General features: G+C 60.7%; 17 protein-coding genes. 5 read left to right on the plus strand and 12 right to left on the minus strand.

Annotation, left to right across the window (positions count from 1 at the left end; genetic code table 11):
- Positions 1–546: 546 nt before the first annotated feature.
- From GIW04_RS07230 to GIW04_RS07260, 7 genes are all read right to left on the minus strand, one after another.
- Positions 547–1,068, minus strand: a complete 522-nt coding sequence (locus GIW04_RS07230) for a DUF6586 family protein (RefSeq protein WP_003189653.1) — start codon at positions 1,066–1,068, stop codon at positions 547–549.
- A 191-nt stretch (positions 1,069–1,259) separates the two neighbouring features.
- The gene (gene topA, locus GIW04_RS07235) at positions 1,260–3,881 is read right to left on the minus strand and encodes a type I DNA topoisomerase (RefSeq protein WP_003189652.1); all 2,622 of its coding nucleotides are present in this window, start codon (positions 3,879–3,881) and stop codon (positions 1,260–1,262) included.
- 114 nt (positions 3,882–3,995) lie between these two features.
- Positions 3,996–4,232, minus strand: coding sequence for a DUF1653 domain-containing protein (locus tag GIW04_RS07240; protein WP_003189651.1), 237 nt, complete (start codon positions 4,230–4,232; stop codon positions 3,996–3,998).
- Positions 4,233–4,330: 98 nt separating this feature from the next.
- Positions 4,331–5,506, minus strand: a complete 1,176-nt coding sequence (fadA, locus tag GIW04_RS07245; RefSeq protein WP_003189650.1) for an acetyl-CoA C-acyltransferase FadA — start codon at positions 5,504–5,506, stop codon at positions 4,331–4,333.
- 29 nt (positions 5,507–5,535) lie between these two features.
- Positions 5,536–7,683: a fatty acid oxidation complex subunit alpha FadB gene (fadB, locus tag GIW04_RS07250; protein WP_120247669.1), complete on the minus strand. Its 2,148-nt coding sequence runs from the start codon at positions 7,681–7,683 to the stop codon at positions 5,536–5,538.
- Positions 7,684–8,048: 365 nt separating this feature from the next.
- Positions 8,049–8,219 (minus strand): hypothetical protein, encoded by a 171-nt coding sequence (locus GIW04_RS31320; protein ID WP_236269839.1) that lies wholly within the window; start codon positions 8,217–8,219, stop codon positions 8,049–8,051.
- A gap of 22 nt (positions 8,220–8,241) precedes the next feature.
- Entirely contained in the window at positions 8,242–8,679 is a 438-nt protein-coding gene (locus tag GIW04_RS07260; RefSeq protein ID WP_032900468.1) for a hypothetical protein, read from the minus strand.
- 105 nt (positions 8,680–8,784) lie between these two features.
- Between GIW04_RS07260 and GIW04_RS07265 the strand changes: the two genes are divergently transcribed.
- Positions 8,785–9,225, plus strand: coding sequence for a universal stress protein (locus GIW04_RS07265; RefSeq protein ID WP_120247668.1), 441 nt, complete (start codon positions 8,785–8,787; stop codon positions 9,223–9,225).
- A gap of 183 nt (positions 9,226–9,408) precedes the next feature.
- Here GIW04_RS07265 and GIW04_RS07270 read toward each other — a convergent pair whose 3' ends face one another.
- Complete coding sequence (locus GIW04_RS07270) at positions 9,409–11,331, minus strand: ATP-binding cassette domain-containing protein (protein ID WP_003189646.1); 1,923 nt, start codon at positions 11,329–11,331, stop codon at positions 9,409–9,411.
- 213 nt (positions 11,332–11,544) lie between these two features.
- Between GIW04_RS07270 and GIW04_RS07275 the strand changes: the two genes are divergently transcribed.
- Positions 11,545–13,473, plus strand: a complete 1,929-nt coding sequence (locus GIW04_RS07275) for a transglycosylase SLT domain-containing protein (protein WP_057710848.1) — start codon at positions 11,545–11,547, stop codon at positions 13,471–13,473.
- Between the two features lie 133 nt (positions 13,474–13,606).
- Here GIW04_RS07275 and GIW04_RS07280 read toward each other — a convergent pair whose 3' ends face one another.
- Entirely contained in the window at positions 13,607–15,376 is a 1,770-nt protein-coding gene (locus tag GIW04_RS07280) for an ABC transporter ATP-binding protein/permease (RefSeq protein ID WP_032892853.1), read from the minus strand.
- Positions 15,377–15,623: 247 nt separating this feature from the next.
- Here GIW04_RS07280 and GIW04_RS07285 point away from each other — a divergent pair, with 247 nt between their 5' ends.
- Positions 15,624–15,797 carry a PA1571 family protein gene (locus tag GIW04_RS07285; protein ID WP_003189642.1) on the plus strand — a complete coding sequence of 58 codons (174 nt, stop codon included), beginning with the start codon at positions 15,624–15,626 and terminating at the stop codon, positions 15,795–15,797.
- Positions 15,798–15,951: 154 nt separating this feature from the next.
- On the opposite strand, the gene pdxB is transcribed toward GIW04_RS07285, so the two are convergent.
- Positions 15,952–17,094 (minus strand): 4-phosphoerythronate dehydrogenase PdxB, encoded by a 1,143-nt coding sequence (gene pdxB, locus GIW04_RS07290; protein WP_034134975.1) that lies wholly within the window; start codon positions 17,092–17,094, stop codon positions 15,952–15,954.
- Positions 17,095–17,344: 250 nt separating this feature from the next.
- Between pdxB and GIW04_RS07295 the strand changes: the two genes are divergently transcribed.
- Positions 17,345–18,739: an MATE family efflux transporter gene (locus GIW04_RS07295; protein ID WP_003189639.1), complete on the plus strand. Its 1,395-nt coding sequence runs from the start codon at positions 17,345–17,347 to the stop codon at positions 18,737–18,739.
- Here the strand turns inward: GIW04_RS07295 and tusA are convergent.
- Together tusA and rlmM are read right to left on the minus strand one after the other, a co-directional pair.
- Positions 18,736–18,978, minus strand: coding sequence for a sulfurtransferase TusA (tusA, locus tag GIW04_RS07300; RefSeq protein ID WP_003189637.1), 243 nt, complete (start codon positions 18,976–18,978; stop codon positions 18,736–18,738). The two genes, GIW04_RS07295 and tusA, sit on opposite strands and share 4 nt — an antisense overlap.
- A gap of 129 nt (positions 18,979–19,107) precedes the next feature.
- A complete protein-coding gene (gene rlmM, locus GIW04_RS07305; protein ID WP_120247666.1) occupies positions 19,108–20,184 on the minus strand; it encodes a 23S rRNA (cytidine(2498)-2'-O)-methyltransferase RlmM in 1,077 nt (358 codons plus the stop codon).
- Between the two features lie 196 nt (positions 20,185–20,380).
- Between rlmM and acnA the strand changes: the two genes are divergently transcribed.
- A complete protein-coding gene (acnA, locus tag GIW04_RS07310; protein WP_120247665.1) occupies positions 20,381–23,122 on the plus strand; it encodes an aconitate hydratase AcnA in 2,742 nt (913 codons plus the stop codon).
- The last annotated feature ends 64 nt before the right edge of the window (positions 23,123–23,186 follow it).

Consider the following 23,186-nt stretch of genomic DNA (forward strand, 5'->3'; position numbering starts at 1 on the left):
TTGAATTCGTGGGTAACCTGGCAGGACGCCGGGTTAGCCGCCCCGCGCCAGGGATGGCGCGTGGCGGCGGCCCACGGATTCAAGCCTGTGTTCGGGCACACCGAGCCTAGGCGAGGGGCCGAGCCTAGGCGAGGGGCCGAGTGGAGGGGCAAGAGCGCTTTGGTTACTTTCGCGCTTTTCGAACGTGACCCGCCGTCAGGCGGAACCCTAAGTGGCCGTAACCGCAGGAATGGATATGTACTCGGTATAACAGGGTCGCCTGCCAGACCGCCTTCGCGAGCAAGCCCGCTCCCACAGGTTGAACGCGGGGCATCAGGTCGATAGGTGTCGGCTGGCAGGCCGTCATCGCAGGCAAGCCAGCTCCCACAGTTTGATCGCGGGGCGTCAGGTCGATAGGTGTCGGCTTTCAGACAAGCCCCCACATATGGATCCTAGAGCGTCAGGTACATAAGCGTCGGCTGTCCGGTCGTCACGGGAGCAAGCTCCCTCGCCACAGGTTCAGCGTCGCTCCGAAACCAGCCCCCACATTTGCTTAGTGCAAACCCTTCAGCACTCGTTCAACCCTTCACGAAAACGCAGCGCCATCTTCTTCAGTTCCTGGCGCCAGCCTTCCAATTCCTCACGGCTCAAAGGCTTGGGCTCATCCTGCTCCAATGCCACGGCGACGATCAGCGGCTGGGTAACATCCCCCTTGGGCACATGGGGAATACGCGGTGGCTGAAACATATCCGCATGGGCCTTGAGCAGCCGCGCCACCCAACTGTCAGGGCTTTGGGCCATTTCCACCAACTCGGCCAACTCGGGGATCGCCATGGAATCCAACACTTCACGATTCATGATCATTTCCGCCCGAGGCGCGCCCGCTTGGGGCAAGCGGTAGAACCCGGCGATTTCATGGCACAGTCCCAGCAAGGCACCGTACAGGTGGAACAACGCCGCTTCGCGCCCCGCCTGTACCAGCGCGATGGCATTCATCTCTTTCCCTTCCTCGGCACGGCCAAGGGCCTCCAGGGATAAACCCGCGAAGTAAATTTTCTGATTGGTACGGGTATAGAGTTCGTTGGCCATGACGGCAATCTCCACAACGAATAGGCGTGATGCTGGCTGTGTAGGAGCGAGCTTGCTCGCGAAAAACCTCCAGGCACCGTAGGGTGCCAGGTTTCCGGCGTTTTCGTTAACGATCTTCGCGAGCAAGCTCGCTCCTACAGTAAGCAAAAGCCGTCTATACAGACGGCTTTTGGCGTTAACAGACTAGCGGATCAAGCGCCTTGGCGCTTGTCCTCGACCTTCCACTTGCCGCCGTCGTAGAACGCTTTCCAGCCAGTCGGCTTGCCGTCCACTTCGGTCTGCACGTACTGCTCCTTGGTCTTGCGGCTGTAGCGGATCACGGCTGGGCGACCATCCGGGTCCTTCTTCGGCGCTTCACACAAGAAGTGGTACTTAGGATCGATCTCGTCCTTGTGCGGCACGATCTCCATCACCAACGGCGCACGGGTCTCGCGGTTTTTCGGGAACTGGCTCGCAGCCAGGAACAGCCCCGAAGCGCCGTCACGCAGGATGTAGGTGTCGTTGACCTTCTCGCACTTGAGCTCAGGCATCTTCACCGGGTCCATTTTCGGCGGCGCCGCATCCCCGCTTTTCAGCAGTTTGCGGGTGTTCTTGCAGGTCGGATTGGTGCAACCGAAGAACTTGCCGAAACGGCCGGTCTTGAGCTGCATCTCGCTGCCGCACTTGTCGCATTCCAGGCTCGGGCCTTCATAGCCCTTGATGCGGTAGGTGCCCTCTTCGATCTCGTAGCCGTTGCAATCGGGGTTGTTACCGCAGATGTGCAGCTTGTGCTTCTCGTCCAGCAGGTAAGCGTCCATCGCCGTGCTGCAGATCGGGCAGCGGTGCTTGCCGCGCAACACCAGCGACTCGGACTCACCCTCATCATCAGCCGCAATTTCATCGCCCGGCACCAGGTTGACGGTCGCCTTGCAGCGCTCTTTCGGCGGCAGGCTGTAGCCTGAGCAACCGAGGAACACGCCGGTGGAGGCGGTACGAATCTGCATCGGCCGACCGCAGGTGGTGCACGGGATATCCGTCATCACCGGCTGGTTGGCGCGCATCCCGTTCTCAGGGTTCTCGGCCACTTCGAGCTTTTTCTTGAAGTCGCCATAGAACTCGTCGAGCACGTTTTTCCAGTCGCGTTCGCCCTGGGCCACGTCATCGAGGTTCTCTTCCATGCCCGCGGTGAAACCGTAGTCCATCAGGTTGGAGAAGCTCTCCGACAGACGCTCGGTCACGATGTCACCCATCTTTTCCGAATAGAAACGACGGTTGTGCAACGCAACGTAGCCACGGTCCTGGATGGTGGAGATGATCGCCGCGTAGGTCGATGGACGACCTATACCGCGCTTCTCCATCTCTTTGACCAGGCTGGCTTCGGAATAACGCGCCGGCGGCTTGGTGAAGTGCTGGGACGGGTCGAGCTTGATCAGCTTCAACGTGTCGCCCTGGGCCATGTCCGGCAGCACGTCATCATCGCCAGGCTTGGCAATCTGCGGCATCACACGGGTATAGCCGTCGAACTTGAGGATACGGCCCTTGGCACGCAGCTCGAAATCGCCCGCGCCCACGCTTACGGTAGTGGACAGGTATTGCGCCGGCAGCATCTGGCAAGCCAGGAACTGGCGCCAGATCAGCTCGTAGAGGCGCTCAGCGTCGCGCTCCATGCCGCTCAGCTTGGCAGGCGTGGTGTTGGCGTCAGAAGGACGAATCGCTTCGTGAGCCTCTTGTGCGCCTTCCTTGCTGCTGTAGACGTTCGGCTTCTCCGGCAGGTAGGTCTTGCCGAATTCGCTTTCAATATAGGTACGCGCCATCGCCACCGCGTCTTGCGACAGGTTGGTGGAGTCCGTACGCATATACGTGATATAGCCAGCCTCATACAGGCGCTGGGCCATCATCATGGTCTTCTTCACCCCAAAGCCCAGGCGGTTGCTCGCGGCTTGTTGCAGGGTGGAGGTGATGAACGGCGCCGACGGCTTGCTGCTGGTCGGTTTGTCTTCACGCTTGACGATGCTGTAGCTGGAGGCTTTGAGCTTCTCCAGCGCGGCCATGGCCTGGGCTTCGTTCAGCGGTTTGAAGGCCTCGCCTTTCTCACGGGCCACTTCAAAGCGCACATTGGCGCCCTTGGCAGTGCCGAGGTCGGCGTGGACTTCCCAGTACTCTTCAGGGATGAACGCACGGATCTCGCGCTCACGTTCCACCACCAGCTTGACCGCTACCGATTGCACACGGCCGGCGGACAGGCCACGGGCGATCTTCGCCCACAGCAATGGCGAGACCATGTAGCCGACGACGCGGTCGAGGAAGCGACGGGCCTGCTGGGCGTTGACACGGTCGATATCCAGCTCGCCCGGCTTGGAGAACGCTTCCTGGATGGCTTTCTTGGTGATTTCGTTGAACACCACGCGCTTGTAGCGGCTGTCATCACCGCCGATGGCTTCGCGCAGGTGCCAGGCAATGGCTTCCCCTTCGCGGTCCAAGTCCGTCGCGAGATAGATGGTGTCAGCATCTTTGGCGAGCCGGCGCAGCTCTTCGATGACCTTTTCCTTGCCCGGAAGGATTTCGTACTTGGCCTTCCAGCCATGGTCCGGGTCCACACCCATGCGCGAAACCAGTTGCTTGCGCGCTTTTTCTTTAGGCGTGAGTACCGGACCTTCGCCCGCGGCGGCCTTGCCGCGCTTGGCGGCAGGCTCCTTGCTGGCGCTAGCCGAACCGCTGGTGGGCAGGTCTCGGATATGGCCGATACTCGACTTCACCACGTACTCGTTGCCCAAGTACTTGTTGATGGTCTTGGCCTTAGCCGGGGATTCCACAATGACCAGCGATTTGCCCATGGATCGGAAAATTCCTGAATTCGAGAAGTGAAAGGCAGTTGGCGCCTGACGCGGCAACGCTATATATAGTGGCAACCGGATGAGGTCAAGCGCAGCATTCTGCGCGACCTGCCGTTATTGCCCTGTAAAAAGACTGGGTTCGGCCGTGACCAAAGCAAAGCGCGGGACCTGCTCGCCGTCAACTTCGACGGTCTCCAGGAACATGCTCAAAGGGCGCACCCAAAAGCCGTATTCGCCATACAGCGCTTGGTAAAACACCACTTCTTCTTCGGTTTCAGAGTGGCGCGCCACGCTGAAAACACGGTACTGCGGCCCCTTGTAATGCTGGTAGAGCCCTGGTTCGACTTTCATGCTCTGGCCCTCGTACAAAATTTGTTGAAAAAAAATATTTAAAAGTTCCAAAAAACAAAAACCGGGGCACTGGGCCCCGGCTTCCGTCAACCGAACGCTTAGACGCGTTCGAAGACGGTAGAGATGCCTTGGCCGAGACCAATGCACATGGTTGCAACCCCAAGGTTGCCGCCATTTTGCTTCATCACATTAAGCAAAGTGCCGGAGATACGCGCACCGGAGCAACCGAATGGGTGGCCCAGGGCAATCGCACCGCCGTGCAGGTTAACCTTCTCGTTCATCTTGTCGAGTACTTTCAAATCTTTCAGCACTGGCAGGGCCTGTGCGGCGAAAGCTTCGTTGAGCTCGAAGAAGTCGATATCGGAGATGGAAAGGCCTGCGCGCTTCAAGGCTTTTTGTGTGGCCGGTACTGGACCATAGCCCATGATCGCCGGATCCACACCCGCCACCGCCATCGAACGAATCACGGCCAGCGGCTGGATACCCAGGTCCTGGGCACGCTGCGCCGACATCACGATCATGCACGAAGCACCGTCAGTGATTTGCGAGGAAGTACCGGCTGTCACGGTGCCGCCCTTTGGATTGAAGGCTGGCTTGAGGGCCGCCAGGCTTTCCAGGGTGGTGTCCGGACGAATGGTTTCGTCGTAGTCGAACAGTTTCAGAAAACCGTTTTCGTCGTAGCCGTTCATCGGGATGATTTCATCCTTGAACTTGCCTTCCACAGTCGCCTTGTGAGCGAGCTGGTGGGAACGCAGGCCGAAGGCGTCCTGGGCTTCACGGGTGATGCCGTGCATCTTGCCGAGCATTTCCGCGGTCAGGCCCATCATGCCCGAGGCTTTCGCCGCGTAGAGGGACATGTGCGGGTTAGGATCGACGCCGTGCATCATGCTGACGTGGCCCATGTGCTCCACGCCGCCGACCACGAACACATCGCCGTTGCCAGTCATGATCGCTTGCGCAGCGGTGTGCAGCGCGCTCATCGAGGAGCCACACAGTCGGCTGACGGTCTGGCCAGCGGCAGTGTGCGGGATCTGGGTCATCAACGACGCCATGCGCGCGATGTTCCAGCCCTGCTCCAGGGTCTGGTTGACGCAGCCCCAGATCACGTCCTCGACCTCGTTCGGGTCGACCTTGGTGTTGCGCTCCAGCACTTTGCTGATCAGGTGCGCCGACATGTCTTCGGCGCGGGTGTTGCGGTGCATGCCGCCCTTGGAGCGGCCCATCGGCGTACGACCGAAGTCGACGATCACGACGTCTCTTGGATTCAAGCTCATAAATATTCTCGCTCTAGTCGTCTGGGCACTTAACCGAAGAAGCTCTGGCCATTCTTGGCCATTTCACGCAGCTTCGCGGTCGGGTGGTACAGCGGGCCCAGATCAGCGTACTGATCAGCCAGGGCAACGAACTGGGCCACACCGATGGAGTCGATGTAACGCAGCGCACCACCACGGAATGGAGGGAAACCAATACCGTACACCAGGCCCATATCGGCTTCGGCGGCGGTTTCAACGATGCCGTCTTCTAGGCAACGCACGGTTTCCAGGCACAGGGCAATCATCATCCAGTTGATGATGTCCTCGTCAGACACCTCACGCTGTTCGTAGATGACCGGAGCGAGTACTTCGTGCACCGATGGGTCGGCCACTTTCTTCTGCTTGCCCTTCTTGTCGGTCTCGTAGGCGTAGAAACCCTTGCCGTTCTTCTGGCCCAGGCGCTTGGCTTCGTAGAGTGCGTCGACAGCCGAACGACGGTCGTCTTTCATGCGGTCCGGGAAGCCTTCAGCCATGACGTCGCGACCGTGGTGGCCGGTGTCGATGCCGACCACGTCCATCAGGTACGCCGGGCCCATTGGCCAGCCGAATTTTTCCATGACCTTGTCGATACGCACAAAATCCACACCGGCGCTGATCAACTTGGCGAAACCGCCGAAGTACGGGAACAGCACGCGGTTGACCAAGAAGCCCGGGCAGTCATTGACCACGATCGGGTTCTTGCCCATTTTCTTGGCGTAGGCAACGGTGGTGGCCACGGCCAGCTCGCTGGACTTCTCGCCACGGATCACTTCTACCAGCGGCATCATGTGCACCGGGTTGAAGAAGTGCATGCCGACGAAGTTTTCCGGACGCTTGAGGGCCTTGGCCAGCAGCGAGATGGAAATGGTCGAAGTGTTGGAGGCCAGGATGGTGTCATCTTTGACCTGGGCTTCCACTTCAGCCAGCACGGCTTGCTTGACCTTCGGGTTTTCGACAACCGCTTCGACCACCAGGTCGACGTGGCCGAAATCGCCGTAGGACAGCGTAGGACGAATGCCGTTAAGCACTTCAGCCATTTTTGCAGCGGTCATGCGGCCTTTATCAACGCGGCCCACCAGCAGCTTGGCGGCTTCGGCCAGGCCCTGCTCGATACCGTGCTCGTTGATGTCTTTCATCAGGATCGGCGTGCCTTTGGACGCCGACTGATAGGCGATACCGCCACCCATGATACCGGCGCCGAGTACGGCGGCCTGTTTCACGTCCTTGGCAATTTCGTCGTAGGCCTTAGCCTTTTTCTTCAGTTCCTGATCGTTCAGGAACAGGCCGATCAGGCTCTGGGCCGCCGAGGTTTTCGCCAGTTTGACGAAGCCTGCCGCTTCCACTTCCAAGGCTTTGTCGCGACCGAAGTTCGCGGCCTTCTGGATGGTCTTGATCGCTTCAACCGGCGCCGGGTAGTTCGGGCCGGCCTGGCCTGCCACGAAACCTTTGGCGGTTTCGAACGACATCATCTGTTCGATGGCGTTGAGCTTGAGTTTTTCCAGCTTCGGTTGACGCTTGGCTTTGTAGTCAAATTCGCCGCTGATGGCGCCCTTGATCAGGTTCAGCGCGGCTTCGGCCAGCTTGTCCGGAGCTACTACAGCGTCGACGGCACCGACTTTCAGTGCGTCTTCAGCCTTGTTTTCCTTGCCGGCGGCGATCCATTCGATCGCGTTGTCAGCACCGATCAGGCGCGGCAGGCGCACGGTACCGCCAAAGCCTGGGTAGATGCCCAGCTTGACTTCCGGCAGGCCGATCTTGGCCGTCGCGGACATGACGCGGAAATCTGCCGCCAGGCACATTTCCAGGCCGCCGCCCAACGCGATGCCATTGATGGCAGCAACGGTCGGCACGTTGAGGTCTTCGAAATCGCTGAAGATCTTGTTGGCTTCGAGGTTGCCAGCCACCAGCTCGGCATCGGGCAGCTTGAAGTTGTCGACGAATTCGGTGATGTCAGCGCCGACGATAAACACGTCCTTGCCGCTGGAGACGATCACGCCCTTGACCGAAGCATCTGCTTTGATGGTGTCTACGGCCTGACGCAGTTCGTTCAGGGTTAGACGGTTGAACTTGTTGACGGACTCACCCTTGAGGTCGAACTTGAGTTCGACGATGCCACTTTCAAGAGCCTTAACCGTGATGGCTTTACCTTCGTAAATCATCAACTGATCTCCACGATATGGAAGCTGAACAGTACACACTGGACGCTGGTCTCTGGTTTGACATTGACAGTTGAATCAATGCTCACGCCAATCCGCCAGGCACACCCGCCAGTGCGATAGTCGGGTTTTGTATGAGTCGTCTGACAGGCAAACGCTCAATTCATACGCCCGTTTGATTTGGGTACGCCACCTTCATCCAATTCCGAGCAATTGTCAATCGCTCCAAAGGCTAGTAAAAACGCGACTTTCCAGTCATTTCAGAACCCGGCCCACAGGCGGGCCACCCGTCAATATCCAAATATTCACAGGATCAATAATAGAAAAGATGTGGGAAAAGGCTGTACAGAAAGGAATACCCGGCTAGGCTAGCGGCAACCTACAGATTTACCGGCCTGCCTGGCCACCTCCAGCCCGATGATGATGTCGGGCTTTTTATTGCCCGGCTTTTGAGTAGGAGCGAGCTTGCTCGCGAAAACCTGGAGAGCGCCGCGTATAGCCTGATTATCCGCGTTATCGTTGGCGATTTTCGCGAGCAAGCTCGCTCCTACAGGGTTTGGGTCAGGCCAGGGCCTTGAGCAGCGTATCGATGTCTTTGAGTACGCTTGCGTCGCCCTTCTCGCCCCAATACAAAGCAATCATCTGTTTGTCGGCCTCGACCTTGTAGACGTTCGCCGGCAGCGTTGCAAAATGCGGCAACAACTTCTCATCCACACAAGGCTCACGCCACTGATTGACCCACAGCCCCGGCTCCAGCTGCCAGTAACTCCAGGTCGCGGGCATGCTGCCACGCCGTGGTCGGCAGTACTGCGCGCAAGGGCTCGGCGGCTCCTGTTTGAGCCAGTGCGGCCACTCCTGAGGCGCCAACTGCATGGCCAACCCGATGCGGCGTGCCTCCATGCGCAGGGCCATGCGCCCGCTCTGCTGGCGCGAAGGTCGCAGCCATACCAGGGGGCTCAAAACCACCGCAAGGATTGACACCACTATCCAGACCGTCATATGTGTACTCCCGAATTTCTAGATGAGCGGATTTGATCTGCGGCAACCCCATCCGCTTGAAAGCAGCCATACTGAATTTATTGCAGTCCCCTGGAGGAACGCCTCATGCCCTACAAACATATTCTGGTCGCTGTCGACCTGACCGAAGAGTGCGATCCAGTGATCAAGCGCGCACAGGAATCCGCGATTGCCAATGGCGCCAAACTGTCGCTGGCGCACATCGTCGAGCCCATGGCGATGGCCTTTGGTGGTGACGTGCCGATGGACCTTTCCCAGCTGCAGCAGCAACAATTCGACCAGGCCAAGGAGCGCCTGGACCGTTTGATTCTCAAATACCCGCACCTGAAAAAGGAAGACTGCCACCTGACATACGGCCAACCGCGCCAGGAAATTCACCACTTGGCCAAGGAACAGGGTTGTGACCTGATCGTAGTGGGTAGCCATGGGCGCCACGGCTTGGCCTTGCTGCTGGGCTCGACCGCCAATGATGTATTGCACGGCGCGCCGTGCGATGTACTGGCCGTCAAACTGGTAAAGAGTTCGTAAGACCGATGAAGGTCTAATGTGGGAGCTGGCTTGCCTGCGATAGCAGCCTGTCAGTTGATGCATCAGGTGGCTGATACACCGCTATCGCAGGCAAGCCAGCTCCCACAGTTGGATCGCATTTCATATTAAAAAGCCCGGCGCTCATAGGAATGAACGCCAGGCTTTTCAGTGCTGCAAGATCACTCAGGCATCCAACTCGGCCCAACGCTCAACCAACGCTTCCAGCTCCTGGTTCAACGTCTCCAAAGAGGCGATGACCTTGGCGGTCTCTGCCGCAGGGCGCAGGTAGAAACCAGCGTCAGCCATTTCCGCTTCGACCGCAGCAATCTGCTGTTCCTTGGCGTCGATATCACCCGGCAAGGCTTCCAGCTCGCGCTGCAACTTATAGCTCAGCTTTTTCTTGGCCGGCGCAGCGTCAGCCGCCGGTGCAGGCGCTTCGGCAGCGACCGGAGCCACCACCGCCGTGTTCAAGTCTGCTTTGCCCGACTTGCTCTCGGTTACGCCCAGCAGGCGCGGCGAGCCGCCCTGACGCAGCCAGTCCTGATAACCGCCCACGTATTCACGCACCTTGCCTTCACCTTCGAAGACCAGGGTGCTGGTGACCACGTTGTCGAGGAATTCCCGGTCGTGGCTGACCATCAGCACAGTGCCGTTGAAGGTCAGCAAGACCTCTTCCAGCAGTTCCAGGGTTTCCACGTCGAGGTCGTTGGTCGGTTCGTCGAGTACCAGCAAGTTGGCCGGCTTGCTGAACAGCTTGGCCAGCAGCAGGCGCGCGCGCTCACCACCCGACAGCGCCTTGACCGGCGTACGTGCACGCTGCGGGCTGAACAGGAAGTCGCCCAGGTAGCTGAGTACGTGGCGGCTCTGGCCGTCGATGTCGATAAAGTCGCGGCCTTCGGCGACGTTGTCGATCACGGTCTTTTCCAGGTCCAACTGGTGGCGCAACTGGTCAAAGTAGGCCACGTCGATGCGAGTGCCCTCTTCGACCTTGCCGCTGGTCGGTTGCAGGCCGCTGAGCATCAGCTTGAGCAACGTAGTCTTGCCGGTACCGTTGGCGCCCAGCAGGCCGATACGGTCGCCGCGCTGCAGGACCATGGAGAAGTCCTTGATCAGGAACGGGCCGTCCGGGTGATGGAAGCTGACGTTCTCCAGCACCATCACTTGCTTGCCCGACTTGTCGGCAGTATCGAGCTGGATATTGGCCTTGCCGGTGCGCTCGCGGCGCTCACTGCGCTCGACGCGCAAGGCTTTCAAGGCACGTACGCGGCCTTCGTTACGGGTGCGACGGGCCTTGATGCCCTGGCGGATCCAGACTTCTTCCTGGGCCAGCTTCTTGTCGAACAGCGCGTTGGCGGTTTCTTCGGCCGCCAGGGCGGCTTCCTTGTGCACCAGGAAGCTGGCGTAGTCGCCGTTCCAGTCGATCAGGCCGCCACGGTCCAGTTCGAGGATGCGCGTGGCCAGGCTCTGCAGGAAAGCACGGTCGTGCGTGATAAACAGCACGGCGCCTTGGAAGTCCTTGATGGCTTCTTCAAGCCAGGCGATGGCGCCAATGTCCAGGTGGTTGGTCGGTTCGTCGAGCAGCAGCAGGTCCGGCTCGGACACCAGGGCCTGGGCCAGCAGCACGCGACGACGCCAGCCGCCGGACAATTCGGCGAGGGTCTTGTCGGCCGGCAGTTGCAGGCGGCTCAGGGTGCTGTCCACCAGTTGCTGCAAGCGCCAGCCGTCACGGGCTTCGAGGTCTTGCTGGACGTGCATCAGCTTGTCGAGGTCTTCCTCGGTGACGCAGTTCTGCGCCAGGTGATGGTATTGCGCGAGCAACTCGCCAACGCCATCCAGGCCTTCGGCAACCACGTCGAACACTGTCCGTCCGTCGGCCACCGGCAATTCTTGCGGCAATTCGCCGATCTTGAGGCCCGGGGCACGCCACACAGAGCCGTCATCGGGCTTCTGGTCGCCTTTTACCAGCTTCATCATGCTGGACTTACCGGTGCCGTTGCGGCCGATGATGCACACCCGCTCACCACGGGCGATCTGCCAGGACACCTTGTCCAACAACGGCATGGCGCCGAAAGCAAGGGACACATCGCTGAATTTGAGCAGGGTCATACGCTTCTCCAAAAACTGGGCGCGCATTCTACCTGATGTGAGGGTGGGATGCGGTCGGCATTTTCTCTATTGACACGTTCTGTAGGACATTTCCGGCGAACTTGAACGAACCAGCCGGCAAAGCTTTCGCGGGCCGCTGGCAAAAGGCTAAGCTAGGGGCAATCAGTGTCGGCAGTGCCGGTGCTAGTCGTGATTTCTCTGCACGGACGTCTCATGCGCAGTCGCCTTTTCAACTTTTTATCTTGTCTGCTTCTTTCCGCCACTGCCGTTCAATCCGCCCAGGCGGTGGACCTCACCACTCAACGCCAGTATTACGATCAAGCCAAACGCGCCCTGGCCAAGGGCGACAGCGGCCCCTACATGCAATACAGCCAAGCCCTGGCCGATTACCCGCTCACGCCCTACCTGGCCTATGACGAGCTGACCGCGCGCCTGAAAACCGCGAGCAACGAGGAAATCGAACAATTCCTCGCCAAACACGGCGACCTGCCCCAGGCCAACTGGATGAAACTGCGTTGGCTGCGCTGGCTGGCCGAACGTGGCGATTGGCAGACCTTTGAAAAGTACTACGACACCAAGCTCAATTTTGTCGAGCTGGACTGCCTGCATGGCCAGTACCAGCTCAGCCACAACCTGAAAGCCGAAGGCTACAAGACTGCCGAAAAGCTGTGGATGACCGGCAAATCCCAGCCCGCCGCCTGTGACGTCACGTTTGGCCAATGGGCCGCTGCCGGCCAACTCACCGAGCAGAAGATCTGGGAGCGCGCCAAGCTCGCCGCCGAAGCGCGTAACTACGCGCTGGCCAATAGCCTGGTGAAAACCCTGCCCACCCTCGGCGCCCAAGGCCGCTTGATGGTGGATGTTGCGCAAAAGCCCGACATGCTCAGCGACCCGTCACGCTTCCAGCCGGCCACCGAGGCCATGGCTGACGCCGTGGGCCTGGGCCTGCGTCGCCTGGCGCGCCAGGATCCGGACAAAGCCATGTCGCTGCTCGACGGTTACGCCAGCAGCATGCACTTCTCCCGTGACGAAAAAGTGTCGATTGCCCGCGAGATCGGCTTGACCCTGGCCAAGCGCTTCGACCCGCGCGCGCTGGAGGTCATGACCAAGTACGACCCCGAACTGCGCGACAATACGGTCTCCGAATGGCGCCTGCGCCTGTTGTTGCGCCTGGCGCGCTGGGAAGACGCCTACCAGTTGACCCGCAAGCTCCCACAAGACCTGGCCACCACCAACCGCTGGCGCTACTGGCAGGCGCGCAGCCTGGAGCTGGCCGAGCCGAAAAACCCGCAGGCTTTGGTGCTGTACAAAAACGTCGCCAAGGAGCGGGACTTCTACGGTTTCCTCGCGGCTGACCGCTCCAAATCGCCTTATCAGTTGAACAACAAGCCGCTGGTGATGAGCCAGGCCCTGGTCAACAAGGTCCGCAACACCCCAGGCGTGCGCAGGGCCCTGGAGTTCTACGCCCGCGGCCAGATCGTCGACGGTCGCCGCGAGTGGTACCACGTCAGCCGTCATTTCAACCGTGACGAGATGGTGGCCCAGGCCAAACTGGCCTACGACATGAAGTGGTACTTCCCGGCGATCCGCACCATCAGCCAGGCGCAGTACTGGGACGATCTGGACATCCGCTTCCCGATGGCCCACCGCGACACCCTAGTGCGCGAAGCCAAGGTACGTGGCCTGCACTCCAGCTGGATCTTTGCCATCACCCGTCAGGAAAGCGCGTTCATGGACGATGCCCGCTCCGGCGTCGGCGCCAGCGGCCTGATGCAACTGATGCCCGGCACCGCCAAGGAAACTGCACGCAAGTTCAGCATCCCCCTGGCCTCCCCGGCCCAGGTGCTGGACCCGGATAAAAACATCCAGCTCGGCGCTGCTTACCTGAGCCAGGTTCACAGCCAGTTCAACGGCAACCGCGTGCTCGCCTCCGCTGCCTACAACGCCGGCCCCGGCCGCGTGCGCCAATGGCTGCGCGGCGCAGACCACCTGAGTTTCGACGTGTGGGTGGAAAGCATCCCCTTCGACGAAACCCGCCAGTATGTGCAGAACGTGCTGTCTTATTCGGTGATCTACGGGCAGAAGCTCAACTCACCGCAACCGTTGGTGGATTGGCATGAGCGGTACTTCGACGACCAGTAGGAGCGAGCTTGCTCGCGAAGAACGTCAACGCTAACGCGTGCTTCCTGGATAAACGCGGCGCCTGTGAGTTTTTCGCGAGCAAGCTCGCTCCTACAGAGGCGCCATTGCCCGCATCGAGAGATGCGGGCATTTTTTATTTCACCTGTTCATCTCCATCGTTGAACTGCAACGCCGCCAACCGCGCATACAACGGATTGCTCGCAATCAACTGCTGATGCGTGCCCACCGCCACCAGCTTGCCCTGGTCCATTACCGCAATGCGGTCGGCATTCTTCACCGTGGCCAAACGATGCGCGATGACCAGCGTGGTGCGCCCCTGCATGAGCTGCGGCAGGGCTTGTTGGATCAGGTGTTCGCTCTGAGCGTCGAGGGCGCTGGTGGCTTCGTCCAGCAGCAGGATCGGCGCGTCGACCAGCAAGGCGCGGGCGATGGCCAGGCGTTGGCGCTGGCCGCCAGAGAGGCCCTGGCCACTTTCGCCGAGGTGGGTTTGGTAGCCGTCGGGCATTTGCAGGATGAAGTCGTGGGCGTGGGCAATACGCGCGGCGGCTTCCACCTGGGCGGTGGTGGCGGACGGGTTGCCGTAGCGGATGTTGTCCTCGACGCTGCCGAAGAACAACGCCGGGCTCTGGGACACCAGGGCGAAATGGCGCCGCAGGTCCAGGGGGTCTAGCTCGGTCAGCGGCTGGCCTTCGAGCAGGATTCGGCCTTGCTGGGGGTCGTAGAAGCGCAGCAGCAGATCGAAAATCGTCGATTTGCCCGCGCCGGACGGCCCTACCAACGCCAGGGTTTCGCCCGGGTTGATGGTCAGGTTCAAGCCATCGATGGCGTAGCTGTCCGGCCGTGACGGGTAGGAAAAGCGCAGGTCTTGCAGTTCCATGCGGCCGCTGACCCGTTCCGGCAAACGTACACCGCCAGTGGCCGGCGCCTGGATGTCGTTGCCTGACTGCAACAGCTCACCGATCCGCTCCGCCGCCCCAGCGGCACGCTGCAACTCGCCGAGCACTTCGCTCAGGGTGCCAACGGCGCTGCCGACAATCAGGCTGTAGAACACGAACGCCGCCAGCTCACCGCCGGAAATACGCCCGCTGATCACGTCCATGCCGCCCACCCACAGCATCACGCCCACCGCACCGAGCACCAGCATGATCACCAGGGTAATCAGCCAGGAGCGCTGCAAGATGCGCTTACGTGCGGTGATGAAGGCGTCCTCGACGGTGACGGCAAAGCGCTGTTCGTCCTGCACCTGATGGTTATAGGCCTGCACGGTCTTGATCTGGCCCAAGGTCTCGGCGACATAGCTGCCAACGTCCGCGATACGGTCCTGGCTCAAACGCGACAGGCTGCGCACCCGACGTCCGAAAATCAGGATCGGCGCCAGCACCAGCGGCAACGCCACCACCACGATGCTGGTGAGTTTGGGGTTCGTGATAAACAGCAACACGATGCCGCCGATGACCATAAGGGCATTGCGCAAAAACAGCGACAGCGATGAGCCGATCACCGATTGCAGCAAGGTGGTGTCGGTGGTCAGCCGCGACTGGATTTCGGAGCTGCGGTTGTTCTCGTAGAAGCCTGGGTGCAGGTAGATCAGGTGGTTGAACACTTGCCGGCGAATATCGGCCACCACCCGCTCGCCAATCCACGACACCAGGTAAAACCGCGTGAAGGTGCCCACGGCCAGGCCGAGCACCAGCAGCATGAACAGGCCGATAGACTGGTTGAGCAGGTGCGGCGACTGAGTCATGAAGCCCTGGTCCACCAGCAGGCGTATGCCCTGCCCCATGGACAAGGTGATGCCAGCGGTGACGATCAGCGCCAGCAGTGCGCCAAGCGCCTGCCAGCGGTAGGGCGCGATAAAGCGGCTGGCCAGGCGAATCGCACGGCGTTGACGGATGGAGAACATGGAAGGTATCACCAATGAGGAATCTGTACCCTCCAACATTGGGGGAACTTGCGCGAATAACAATGAGTCAGGTTAATTATGCCCACCGATGCAGGCCACTAGAGGCTATCGGTCTAAGCCTCATCTGGAAATATGTACCGGTTTCTGGTGGACTGGGTGTTCAAACCGATGAGCGTGTAAGGAGTTGTAACGGCGCGTTCATGCGGGGGAATTAAAGTAGGTACACAACCTGATGAGGAGACAGGCCATGACCTTGCAAAATAGCAGCGACGCCAAGATTGAAGTGATCCGCCAGCCGCAACAGCTGCCTTGCTCGTATATCGATGCCAAAGGCCAGGAAGTGCAGATTACCGAAGAAATGATCCAGCAAGCCTGCAGCGAACTGGAACAGCGACTGGTCAAGCCTGCCCAGCAAGGCTGAAGTGCCCACGCTCTTTCAAACCCGGCCCCGGTGGCCGGGTTTTTTATGCCCCCTGTAGGAGCGAGCTTGCTCGCGAAAAACCTGAGGGCGCCGCGTTAAATCAGAAACGCTGCGTTATCGTTGACGTTTTTCGCGAGCAAGCTCGCTCCTACAGTTATAGGTGTTCGGCGCCCAGAGCAGCCACGATCTGCGACAGCACCGCCGACTCCCCCATGATGCGCACCTTCAAGCCATCGATCTCGCGACGTTCCGGGTAATGCTTGCGCAGCAGGTCAAAGGCCTGGCGCTGCTCCTGCACGGTACCTACCAGGCTGCGGCGGAAATCCGCATCGTCACGGCGTGGGTCGTACACACTGCGGCACAAGGTCGCCAGCGCCCAGGCCGGGTCAGTCGTAGCGTTAAGGTGCATCTCGGCCAGCCAGGGGGCCGGCAGCAAATCACTCAGCTGGATACTCGGCTCCTGGCCCAGGTGCGCACACAGCGCCTGGTAAATCTGCGCGGTGCCGCGCTGTTTGCCATCGAGGCTGTAGCCGGCGATATGGGGCGTGGCCAGCACGCACAGGTCTGCCAGCTCGACATCCACCTCAGGCTCGCCTTCCCACACGTCCAGCACCGCTTGCAGGTCTTCGCGCGCCAGCAACACCTCGCGCAGGGCGGCGTTATCCACCACCGCGCCCCGGCTGGCATTGATCAGCCAGGTGCCCGGCTTGAGCTGTTCCAGGCGCTGGCGATCAAACAGGTGCCAGGTCGAACCATTGCCGGACTTGATCAGCGGCGTATGCAAGCTGATCACGTCACAGTGCTCGATGATCTGCTGCAGGCTGACGTAATCGCCGTCTTCGGTGACCTGGCGCGGTGGGTCGCACACCAACACATTCCAGCCCAGGCCCTTGAGCACCTTGACCAACCGCCCGCCGACTTCACCGGCACCGACGATACCGTAGGTGCGCTGCTTAAGGTCGGCGCCTTCGATTTCAGCCAGGGTCTGCAAGCTGCCGAGCACGTAGTCCACCACCCCACGCGCATTGCAGCCGGGCGCGCTGGACCACTGGATACCTGCTTGCTTGAAGTAGTCGAGGTCTAGGTGGTCGGTGCCGATGGTGCAAGTGCCGACAAAACGCACCTTACTGCCCTCGAGCAGGGCGCGGTTGACGTTGGTCACCGAGCGCACCAGCAGTACATCGGCCTGCTCGACCGTGGCGCGGTCGATGGAACGGCCGGGCACACGGCGAATCTCGCCAAACCCTTCGAAGAATGCATCGAGCAGCGGGATATTTTCGTCGGCAACAATCAGCATGGCAGGCTCCTTTGGCGGATTGGCAGTGTACAGAAGATCCTGTGTAGGAGCTGGCTTGCCTGCGATTGCATCGACCCGGTTTGCCTGATGCACCGAGGTGCCTGCATCGCAGGCAAGCCAGCTCCCACAGGGGTCAGCGCTGGCCTGGGCGCATTGCTTACAAATCCCTAACACAGGTTTTTTCCTGACCACTGCGTCAACGCGTAGAATCCGCCGTCCTTGCGACTGCCTTTTTATTGGACACCTGTACGTGAACACTGCCACCGCTACCCTCTCCCGCCCCGCCCGCATCAGCCGGGAAGTGCGCGGCCTGCTGACGCTGGCCTTGCCGATCATGATTGGCCAACTGGCAACCACCGCGATGAGCTTCGTCGATGCGGTGATGGCTGGGCGCGTGAGCCCGCAGGACCTGGCGGCGGTGGGCCTGGGTAATTCGATCTGGATCCCGGTGTACCTGTTGATGACCGGTACTCTGCTGGCCACCACACCGAAAGTTGCCGAGCGTTATGGCGCGGGCAAACTCACCGAGATCGGGCCTCTGGTGCGCCAATCGTTGTGGTTGGCCGTGGTGGTCGGTCTCTGCGGCGCGCTGCTGTTGCTGTGCGCCGAGCCGATCCTGCATGCCATGAAGGTCGAGCCCGACCTGATCGAGCCGTCCATGGGCTACCTGCACGGCATCGCCGCCGGTATGCCGGCGGTTGCGTTGTACTACGTGTTTCGCTGTTTCAGTGACGGCCTGGGCCGCACACGGCCGAGCATGGTCATGGGCTTGTGCGGGTTGGCGCTGAATATTCCGCTGAACTACATCTTCATCTACGGCCACTTTGGCGTACCGGCCATGGGCGGCGTGGGCTGTGGCTGGGCTACCGCCATTGCGATGTGGGTGATGATGATCGGCCTGGCCATCTGGACGCGCTGGGGCGCGGCCTATCAAAGCAGCGAATTGTTCAAGCGCTTCGACTGGCCGCAATGGACGGTGATCAAGCGCATCCTGGGCATCGGCCTACCGATTGGTGTGGCGATCTTCGCCGAGTCGAGCATTTTCGCGGTGATTGCCCTGTTGCTTGGCAGCCTGGGCGCCACGGTGGTCTCCGGTCACCAGATAGCCCTGAACGTCAGCTCCCTGGTGTTCATGATCCCCTATTCCCTGAGCATGGCCGTCACCGTGCGGGTCGGCCAGGCGTTGGGGCGCGGCGAACCCCGGGAAGCTCGCTTCGCCGCCGGCGTCGGCATGGGCACCGCCCTCGCGTACGCGTGTTTTTCCTGCAGCTTGATGCTGCTGTTTCGCGAGCAGATTGCAGCGATCTACACCCCTGACCCGGTGGTGATCCACTTGGCGTCGATGCTGATTGTGTTCTCGGCGTTGTTCCAGTTCTCCGACTCGATCCAGGTCACCGCCGCGGGCGCATTGCGCGGCTATCAGGACACCCGGGTGACCATGGTGCTGACCTTGTTCGCCTACTGGGGCGTGGGCCTGCCGGTAGGTTACGCCCTGGGCCTGACAAACTGGCTCGGCGAGCCCAGCGGCCCGAGCGGTTTATGGCAAGGGCTGATCGTGGGCTTGAGCTGTGCAGCGGGGATGTTGGTGGTGCGCCTGGCGCGCAGTGCACGCCGACGCATCCGGGCCGAAAAGGCGCAGGCTTAATCGGCTTTCTTGCGGATCCAGTACAGGTAGGTGCCAGCATCTTCCTGCTGATCCACCAGTTCGTGGTCGAGAAACACGCAGAACTTGGGGATATCGCGACGGGTCGACGGGTCGGTCGCGATCACCTTGAGCAGACCGCCCGCCGGCAGGTCGCGGATGTGCTGGTGCAGCATCATCACGGGTTCCGGGCAGTTGAGGCCGGTGGCGTCGAGGGTACCGTCAACAGGTTCAAGACTCATACTTCACTCCTAAAACTGGCACCGCTCAGCAATGTGGGAGCGGGCTTGCCCGCGATGACGGGGGCACATTCAACATAAATTTCGACTGTTATACCGCTTTCGCAGGCAAGCCAGCTCCCACATTTAATATCAGCGGCCTTTAGATTTCTTTATGTCTATCAGACGACGCAAGTGGCAGGTGACCTCTTCGCGGTCGTGGTAGAGCTGCTTGCAGCCAATCTCCACACGAATGCCGCGCGCCTTGAAGCCCTCTTCGATGCGCTCCAGCAAACGCTTCACTTCGGCGTAACGCTGCTTCATCGGCAACTTCAGGTTCACCACCGCCTCGCGGCAATACCCTTCGCCAATCCAGGTTTCCAAGAGTGCCGCGTTGCGCGCGGGTTTTTCGACGATATCGCAGACCATCCAGTCCACCGGCTGCTTGGGCACGAAGGTGAAGCCGTCGGCCATCAGGTGTTGCACCAGGCCGGTGTCCATCAGGCTTTCGGCCATGGGGCCGTTGTCGATGGCGGTCACCAGCATGCCACGGTTGACCAGTTGCCAGGTCCAGCCGCCTGGCGCTGCGCCGAGGTCGACGCCAGTCATGTCGCCGTGCAGGCGTTCGTCCCACTGGTCGCGGGGGATGAAGTGGTGCCAGGCCTCTTCCAGCTTGAGGGTCGAGCGGCTGGGCGCGTCACGCGGGAACTTGAGGCGCGGGATGCCCATGGGCCACATCGCCGAGTTGTTCGATTCGGCCAGGCCCATGAACACTTCGCGGCCGCTCTTGAAGGTCAGCAGCAGGCGCGGCTTGCTCGGGTCGTCCACCAGCTTGCCGGCGTTAAGCAGGGCTTTGCGCAGGTGCACTTCGAATTTCTTGCAGAAGTTCGACAGCTCCTTGCCGTCGTTGGTGTCGACCATCTCTAGCCACAGGCTGCCGCACACGGGGAATTCGCGCAGGTGGGCGAGGATCACGCTGATGCGGTCGGTTTCCGGCAGGTCGATAAACACCCCGCGCGCCCACTGCCGGGGGAAGATCAGCTCGGCAAAGCGTTGGCCGTGCATCAGGCGCTGGGCGCCATCTTCTTCGGTGCAGACAAATTCGGCGCAGGCGCTGCCGGTCTTGGCCTTGGCGTAGCCGGACACGTTCAGGCGCGCGGCGTGCTCCGCGATCTCGGAACAGACTTCGCCTTCAAAACCCGGGCGGCAGTGCATAAAAAGGGTGTTCATTGAATCTCCTGGTGAATCAACTGGCCTTGCGCTATCGCAATACCTGTCATGAAAACGCGCGCATGATAGCCGAGTTCGGAACCTTGGACTCAGCGATAGAGTCCAGTTATTAGCCTGCTAATGAAAACAGCGCTAACGTGATAGCTCTGTTCGTCCCGTCAGGTCCGTAGCCGTGCGGACCATAAGGAGTCATGTAATGTCATCCCTTGATAGCCTGAGAACCCTTAAGACACTGCACATAGACAGCAAAACCTACCACTACTTCAGCCTGCCCGAAGCCGCCAAGAGCCTGGGTGACCTGGACAAGCTGCCGATGTCCCTCAAGGTGCTGCTGGAAAACCTGCTGCGCTGGGAAGACGCCAAGACCGTCACCGGCACCGACCTCAAGGCCATCGCCGCCTGGCTCAAGGCGCGCCAGTCGGACCGCGAGATCCAGTACCGCCCCGCTCGCGTGCTGATGCAAGACTTTACCGGCGTACCCGCCGTGGTCGACCTGGCCGCCATGCGCGCCGCCGTGGCCAAGGCCGGCGGTGACCCGCAGCGCATCAACCCGCTGTCACCGGTGGACCTGGTGATTGACCACTCGGTGATGGTCGACAAGTTCGGCAGCACCAGCGCCTTTGAACAGAACGTCGATATCGAAATGCAGCGCAACGGCGAACGCTACGCCTTCCTGCGCTGGGGCCAGAGCGCCTTCGACAACTTCAGCGTGGTGCCGCCGGGCACCGGCATCTGCCACCAGGTCAACCTCGAATACCTGGGCCGCACCGTGTGGACCAAAGAGGAAGACGGCCGCACCTACGCCTTCCCCGACACCCTGGTCGGCACCGACTCCCACACCACCATGATCAACGGCCTCGGCGTACTCGGCTGGGGCGTGGGCGGGATCGAAGCCGAAGCGGCCATGCTCGGCCAGCCGGTGTCGATGCTGATCCCGGAAGTGATCGGTTTCAAGCTCACCGGCAAGCTCAAGGAAGGCATCACCGCCACCGACCTGGTGCTGACCGTGACGCAAATGCTGCGCAAGAAAGGCGTGGTGGGCAAGTTCGTCGAGTTCTACGGCGACGGCCTGGCCGATTTGCCCCTGGCCGACCGCGCGACCATCGCCAACATGGCCCCGGAATACGGTGCGACCTGTGGCTTTTTCCCGGTGGATGAGGTGACCCTGGATTACCTGCGTCTGTCCGGCCGCCCGGCTGAGACGGTCAAACTGGTGGAAGCCTATACCAAGGCCCAGGGCCTGTGGCGCAATGCCGGACAGGAGCCAATCTTCACCGACACCCTGGCTCTGGACATGGGCACTGTCGAGGCCAGCCTTGCCGGGCCCAAACGTCCCCAGGACCGTGTCGCCCTGCCGAATGTAGGCCAAGCGTTCAGCGATTTTCTCGACCTGCAATTCAAGCCCACCAGCAAAGAAGAAGGCCGCCTGGAAAGCGAAGGCGGAGGCGGCGTTGCCGTGGGCAATGCGGACCTGGTCGGCGAGGCGGATTATGAATACGAAGGCAACACCTATCGCCTGAAAAACGGCGCAGTGGTGATTGCCGCGATTACCTCCTGCACCAACACCTCCAACCCCAGCGTGATGATGGCCGCCGGGCTGGTGGCAAAGAGAGCCGTGGAAAAAGGCCTGACTCGCAAGCCCTGGGTGAAAAGCTCCCTGGCGCCGGGCTCCAAAGTGGTCACCGACTACTACAAGGCGGCGGGCCTCACCCAATACCTGGACAAGCTTGGCTTCGACCTGGTGGGCTACGGCTGCACCACCTGTATCGGCAACTCCGGGCCCCTGCCCGAGCCGATCGAAAAAGCCATCCAGAAGGCCGACCTCACCGTCGCGTCGGTGCTGTCCGGTAACCGTAACTTCGAAGGCCGCGTGCACCCTCTGGTGAAAACCAACTGGCTGGCCTCGCCGCCCCTGGTCGTCGCTTACGCGTTGGCCGGCACCGTGCGCATCGACATCAGCAGCGAGCCGCTGGGCAATGACCAGCAGGGTAATCCGGTGTACTTGAAGGACATCTGGCCCAGCAGCCAGGAAATCGCCGAGGCGGTGGCCCAAGTCAGCACCAGCATGTTCCACAAGGAATATGCCGAAGTGTTTGCCGGCGACGAGCAGTGGCAAGCCATTGAAGTGCCGCAGGCAGCCACCTACGTGTGGCAGCCGGATTCCACCTATATCCAGCACCCGCCGTTCTTCGACGACATCGCCGGCCCGCTGCCGGTGATCACGGACGTCAAGGGCGCCAACGTGCTGGCCCTGCTGGGGGATTCGGTAACCACCGACCACATCTCCCCTGCCGGCAATATCAAGGCCGACAGCCCGGCCGGGCGCTACCTGCGCGAACAGGGCGTGGAGCCGCGTGACTTCAACTCCTACGGTTCACGCCGGGGTAACCATGAAGTGATGATGCGCGGCACCTTTGCCAATATCCGTATCCGCAATGAAATGCTCGGCGGCGAAGAAGGCGGTAACACGCTGTATATCCCCACTGGCGAGAAAATGGCGATCTACGATGCGGCCATGAAGTACCAGGCCTCCGGCACACCGCTGGTGGTGATCGCCGGCCAAGAATACGGCACCGGCTCCAGCCGCGACTGGGCGGCCAAGGGTACCAACCTGCTGGGCGTCAAGGCGGTGATCGCCGAGAGCTTCGAGCGCATCCACCGCTCCAACCTGGTGGGCATGGGCGTGTTGCCGTTGCAGTTCAAGCTGGATCAGAACCGCAAGACACTCAAGCTCACCGGCAAGGAGAAGATCGATATCCTCGGGCTGACCGCTGCCGAGATCGAGCCGCGAATGAACCTGACGTTGGTGGTCACTCGCGAGGATGGCAGCAGCGAGAAGGTTGAGGTGCTGTGCCGGATTGATACCTTGAATGAAGTGGAGTACTTCAAGGCGGGTGGGATTCTGCACTATGTGCTGCGCCAGTTGATCGCCTCTTAAGAGCAACGCAGATCAAATGTGGGAGCTGGCTTGCCTGCGAAAGCGGTGGGTCAGTCAACCTTTT

The sequence above is a fragment of the Pseudomonas sp. PA-4-8C genome, assembly GCF_021606625.1.
Taxonomy (GTDB): Bacteria; Pseudomonadota; Gammaproteobacteria; order Pseudomonadales; family Pseudomonadaceae; genus Aquipseudomonas; species Aquipseudomonas lactis.

What these genes read in the sequence shown, in the direction of transcription:
- GIW04_RS07230 (WP_003189653.1), bottom strand. Translation starts at nt 1,068, where the DNA reads ATGGCCAACGAACTCTATACCCGTACCAATCAGAAAATTTACTTCGCG.
- topA (WP_003189652.1), bottom strand. Translation starts at nt 3,881, where the DNA reads ATGGGCAAATCGCTGGTCATTGTGGAATCCCCGGCTAAGGCCAAGACC.
- GIW04_RS07240 (WP_003189651.1), bottom strand. Translation starts at nt 4,232, where the DNA reads ATGAAAGTCGAACCAGGGCTCTACCAGCATTACAAGGGGCCGCAGTAC.
- fadA (WP_003189650.1), bottom strand. Translation starts at nt 5,506, where the DNA reads ATGAGCTTGAATCCAAGAGACGTCGTGATCGTCGACTTCGGTCGTACG.
- fadB (WP_120247669.1), bottom strand. Translation starts at nt 7,683, where the DNA reads ATGATTTACGAAGGTAAAGCCATCACGGTTAAGGCTCTTGAAAGTGGC.
- GIW04_RS07260 (WP_032900468.1), bottom strand. Translation starts at nt 8,679, where the DNA reads ATGACGGTCTGGATAGTGGTGTCAATCCTTGCGGTGGTTTTGAGCCCC.
- GIW04_RS07265 (WP_120247668.1), top strand. Translation starts at nt 8,785, where the DNA reads ATGCCCTACAAACATATTCTGGTCGCTGTCGACCTGACCGAAGAGTGC.
- GIW04_RS07270 (WP_003189646.1), bottom strand. Translation starts at nt 11,331, where the DNA reads ATGACCCTGCTCAAATTCAGCGATGTGTCCCTTGCTTTCGGCGCCATG.
- GIW04_RS07275 (WP_057710848.1), top strand. Translation starts at nt 11,545, where the DNA reads ATGCGCAGTCGCCTTTTCAACTTTTTATCTTGTCTGCTTCTTTCCGCC.
- GIW04_RS07280 (WP_032892853.1), bottom strand. Translation starts at nt 15,376, where the DNA reads ATGTTCTCCATCCGTCAACGCCGTGCGATTCGCCTGGCCAGCCGCTTT.
- GIW04_RS07285 (WP_003189642.1), top strand. Translation starts at nt 15,624, where the DNA reads ATGACCTTGCAAAATAGCAGCGACGCCAAGATTGAAGTGATCCGCCAG.
- pdxB (WP_034134975.1), bottom strand. Translation starts at nt 17,094, where the DNA reads ATGCTGATTGTTGCCGACGAAAATATCCCGCTGCTCGATGCATTCTTC.
- tusA (WP_003189637.1), bottom strand. Translation starts at nt 18,978, where the DNA reads ATGAGTCTTGAACCTGTTGACGGTACCCTCGACGCCACCGGCCTCAAC.
- rlmM (WP_120247666.1), bottom strand. Translation starts at nt 20,184, where the DNA reads ATGAACACCCTTTTTATGCACTGCCGCCCGGGTTTTGAAGGCGAAGTC.
- acnA (WP_120247665.1), top strand. Translation starts at nt 20,381, where the DNA reads ATGTCATCCCTTGATAGCCTGAGAACCCTTAAGACACTGCACATAGAC.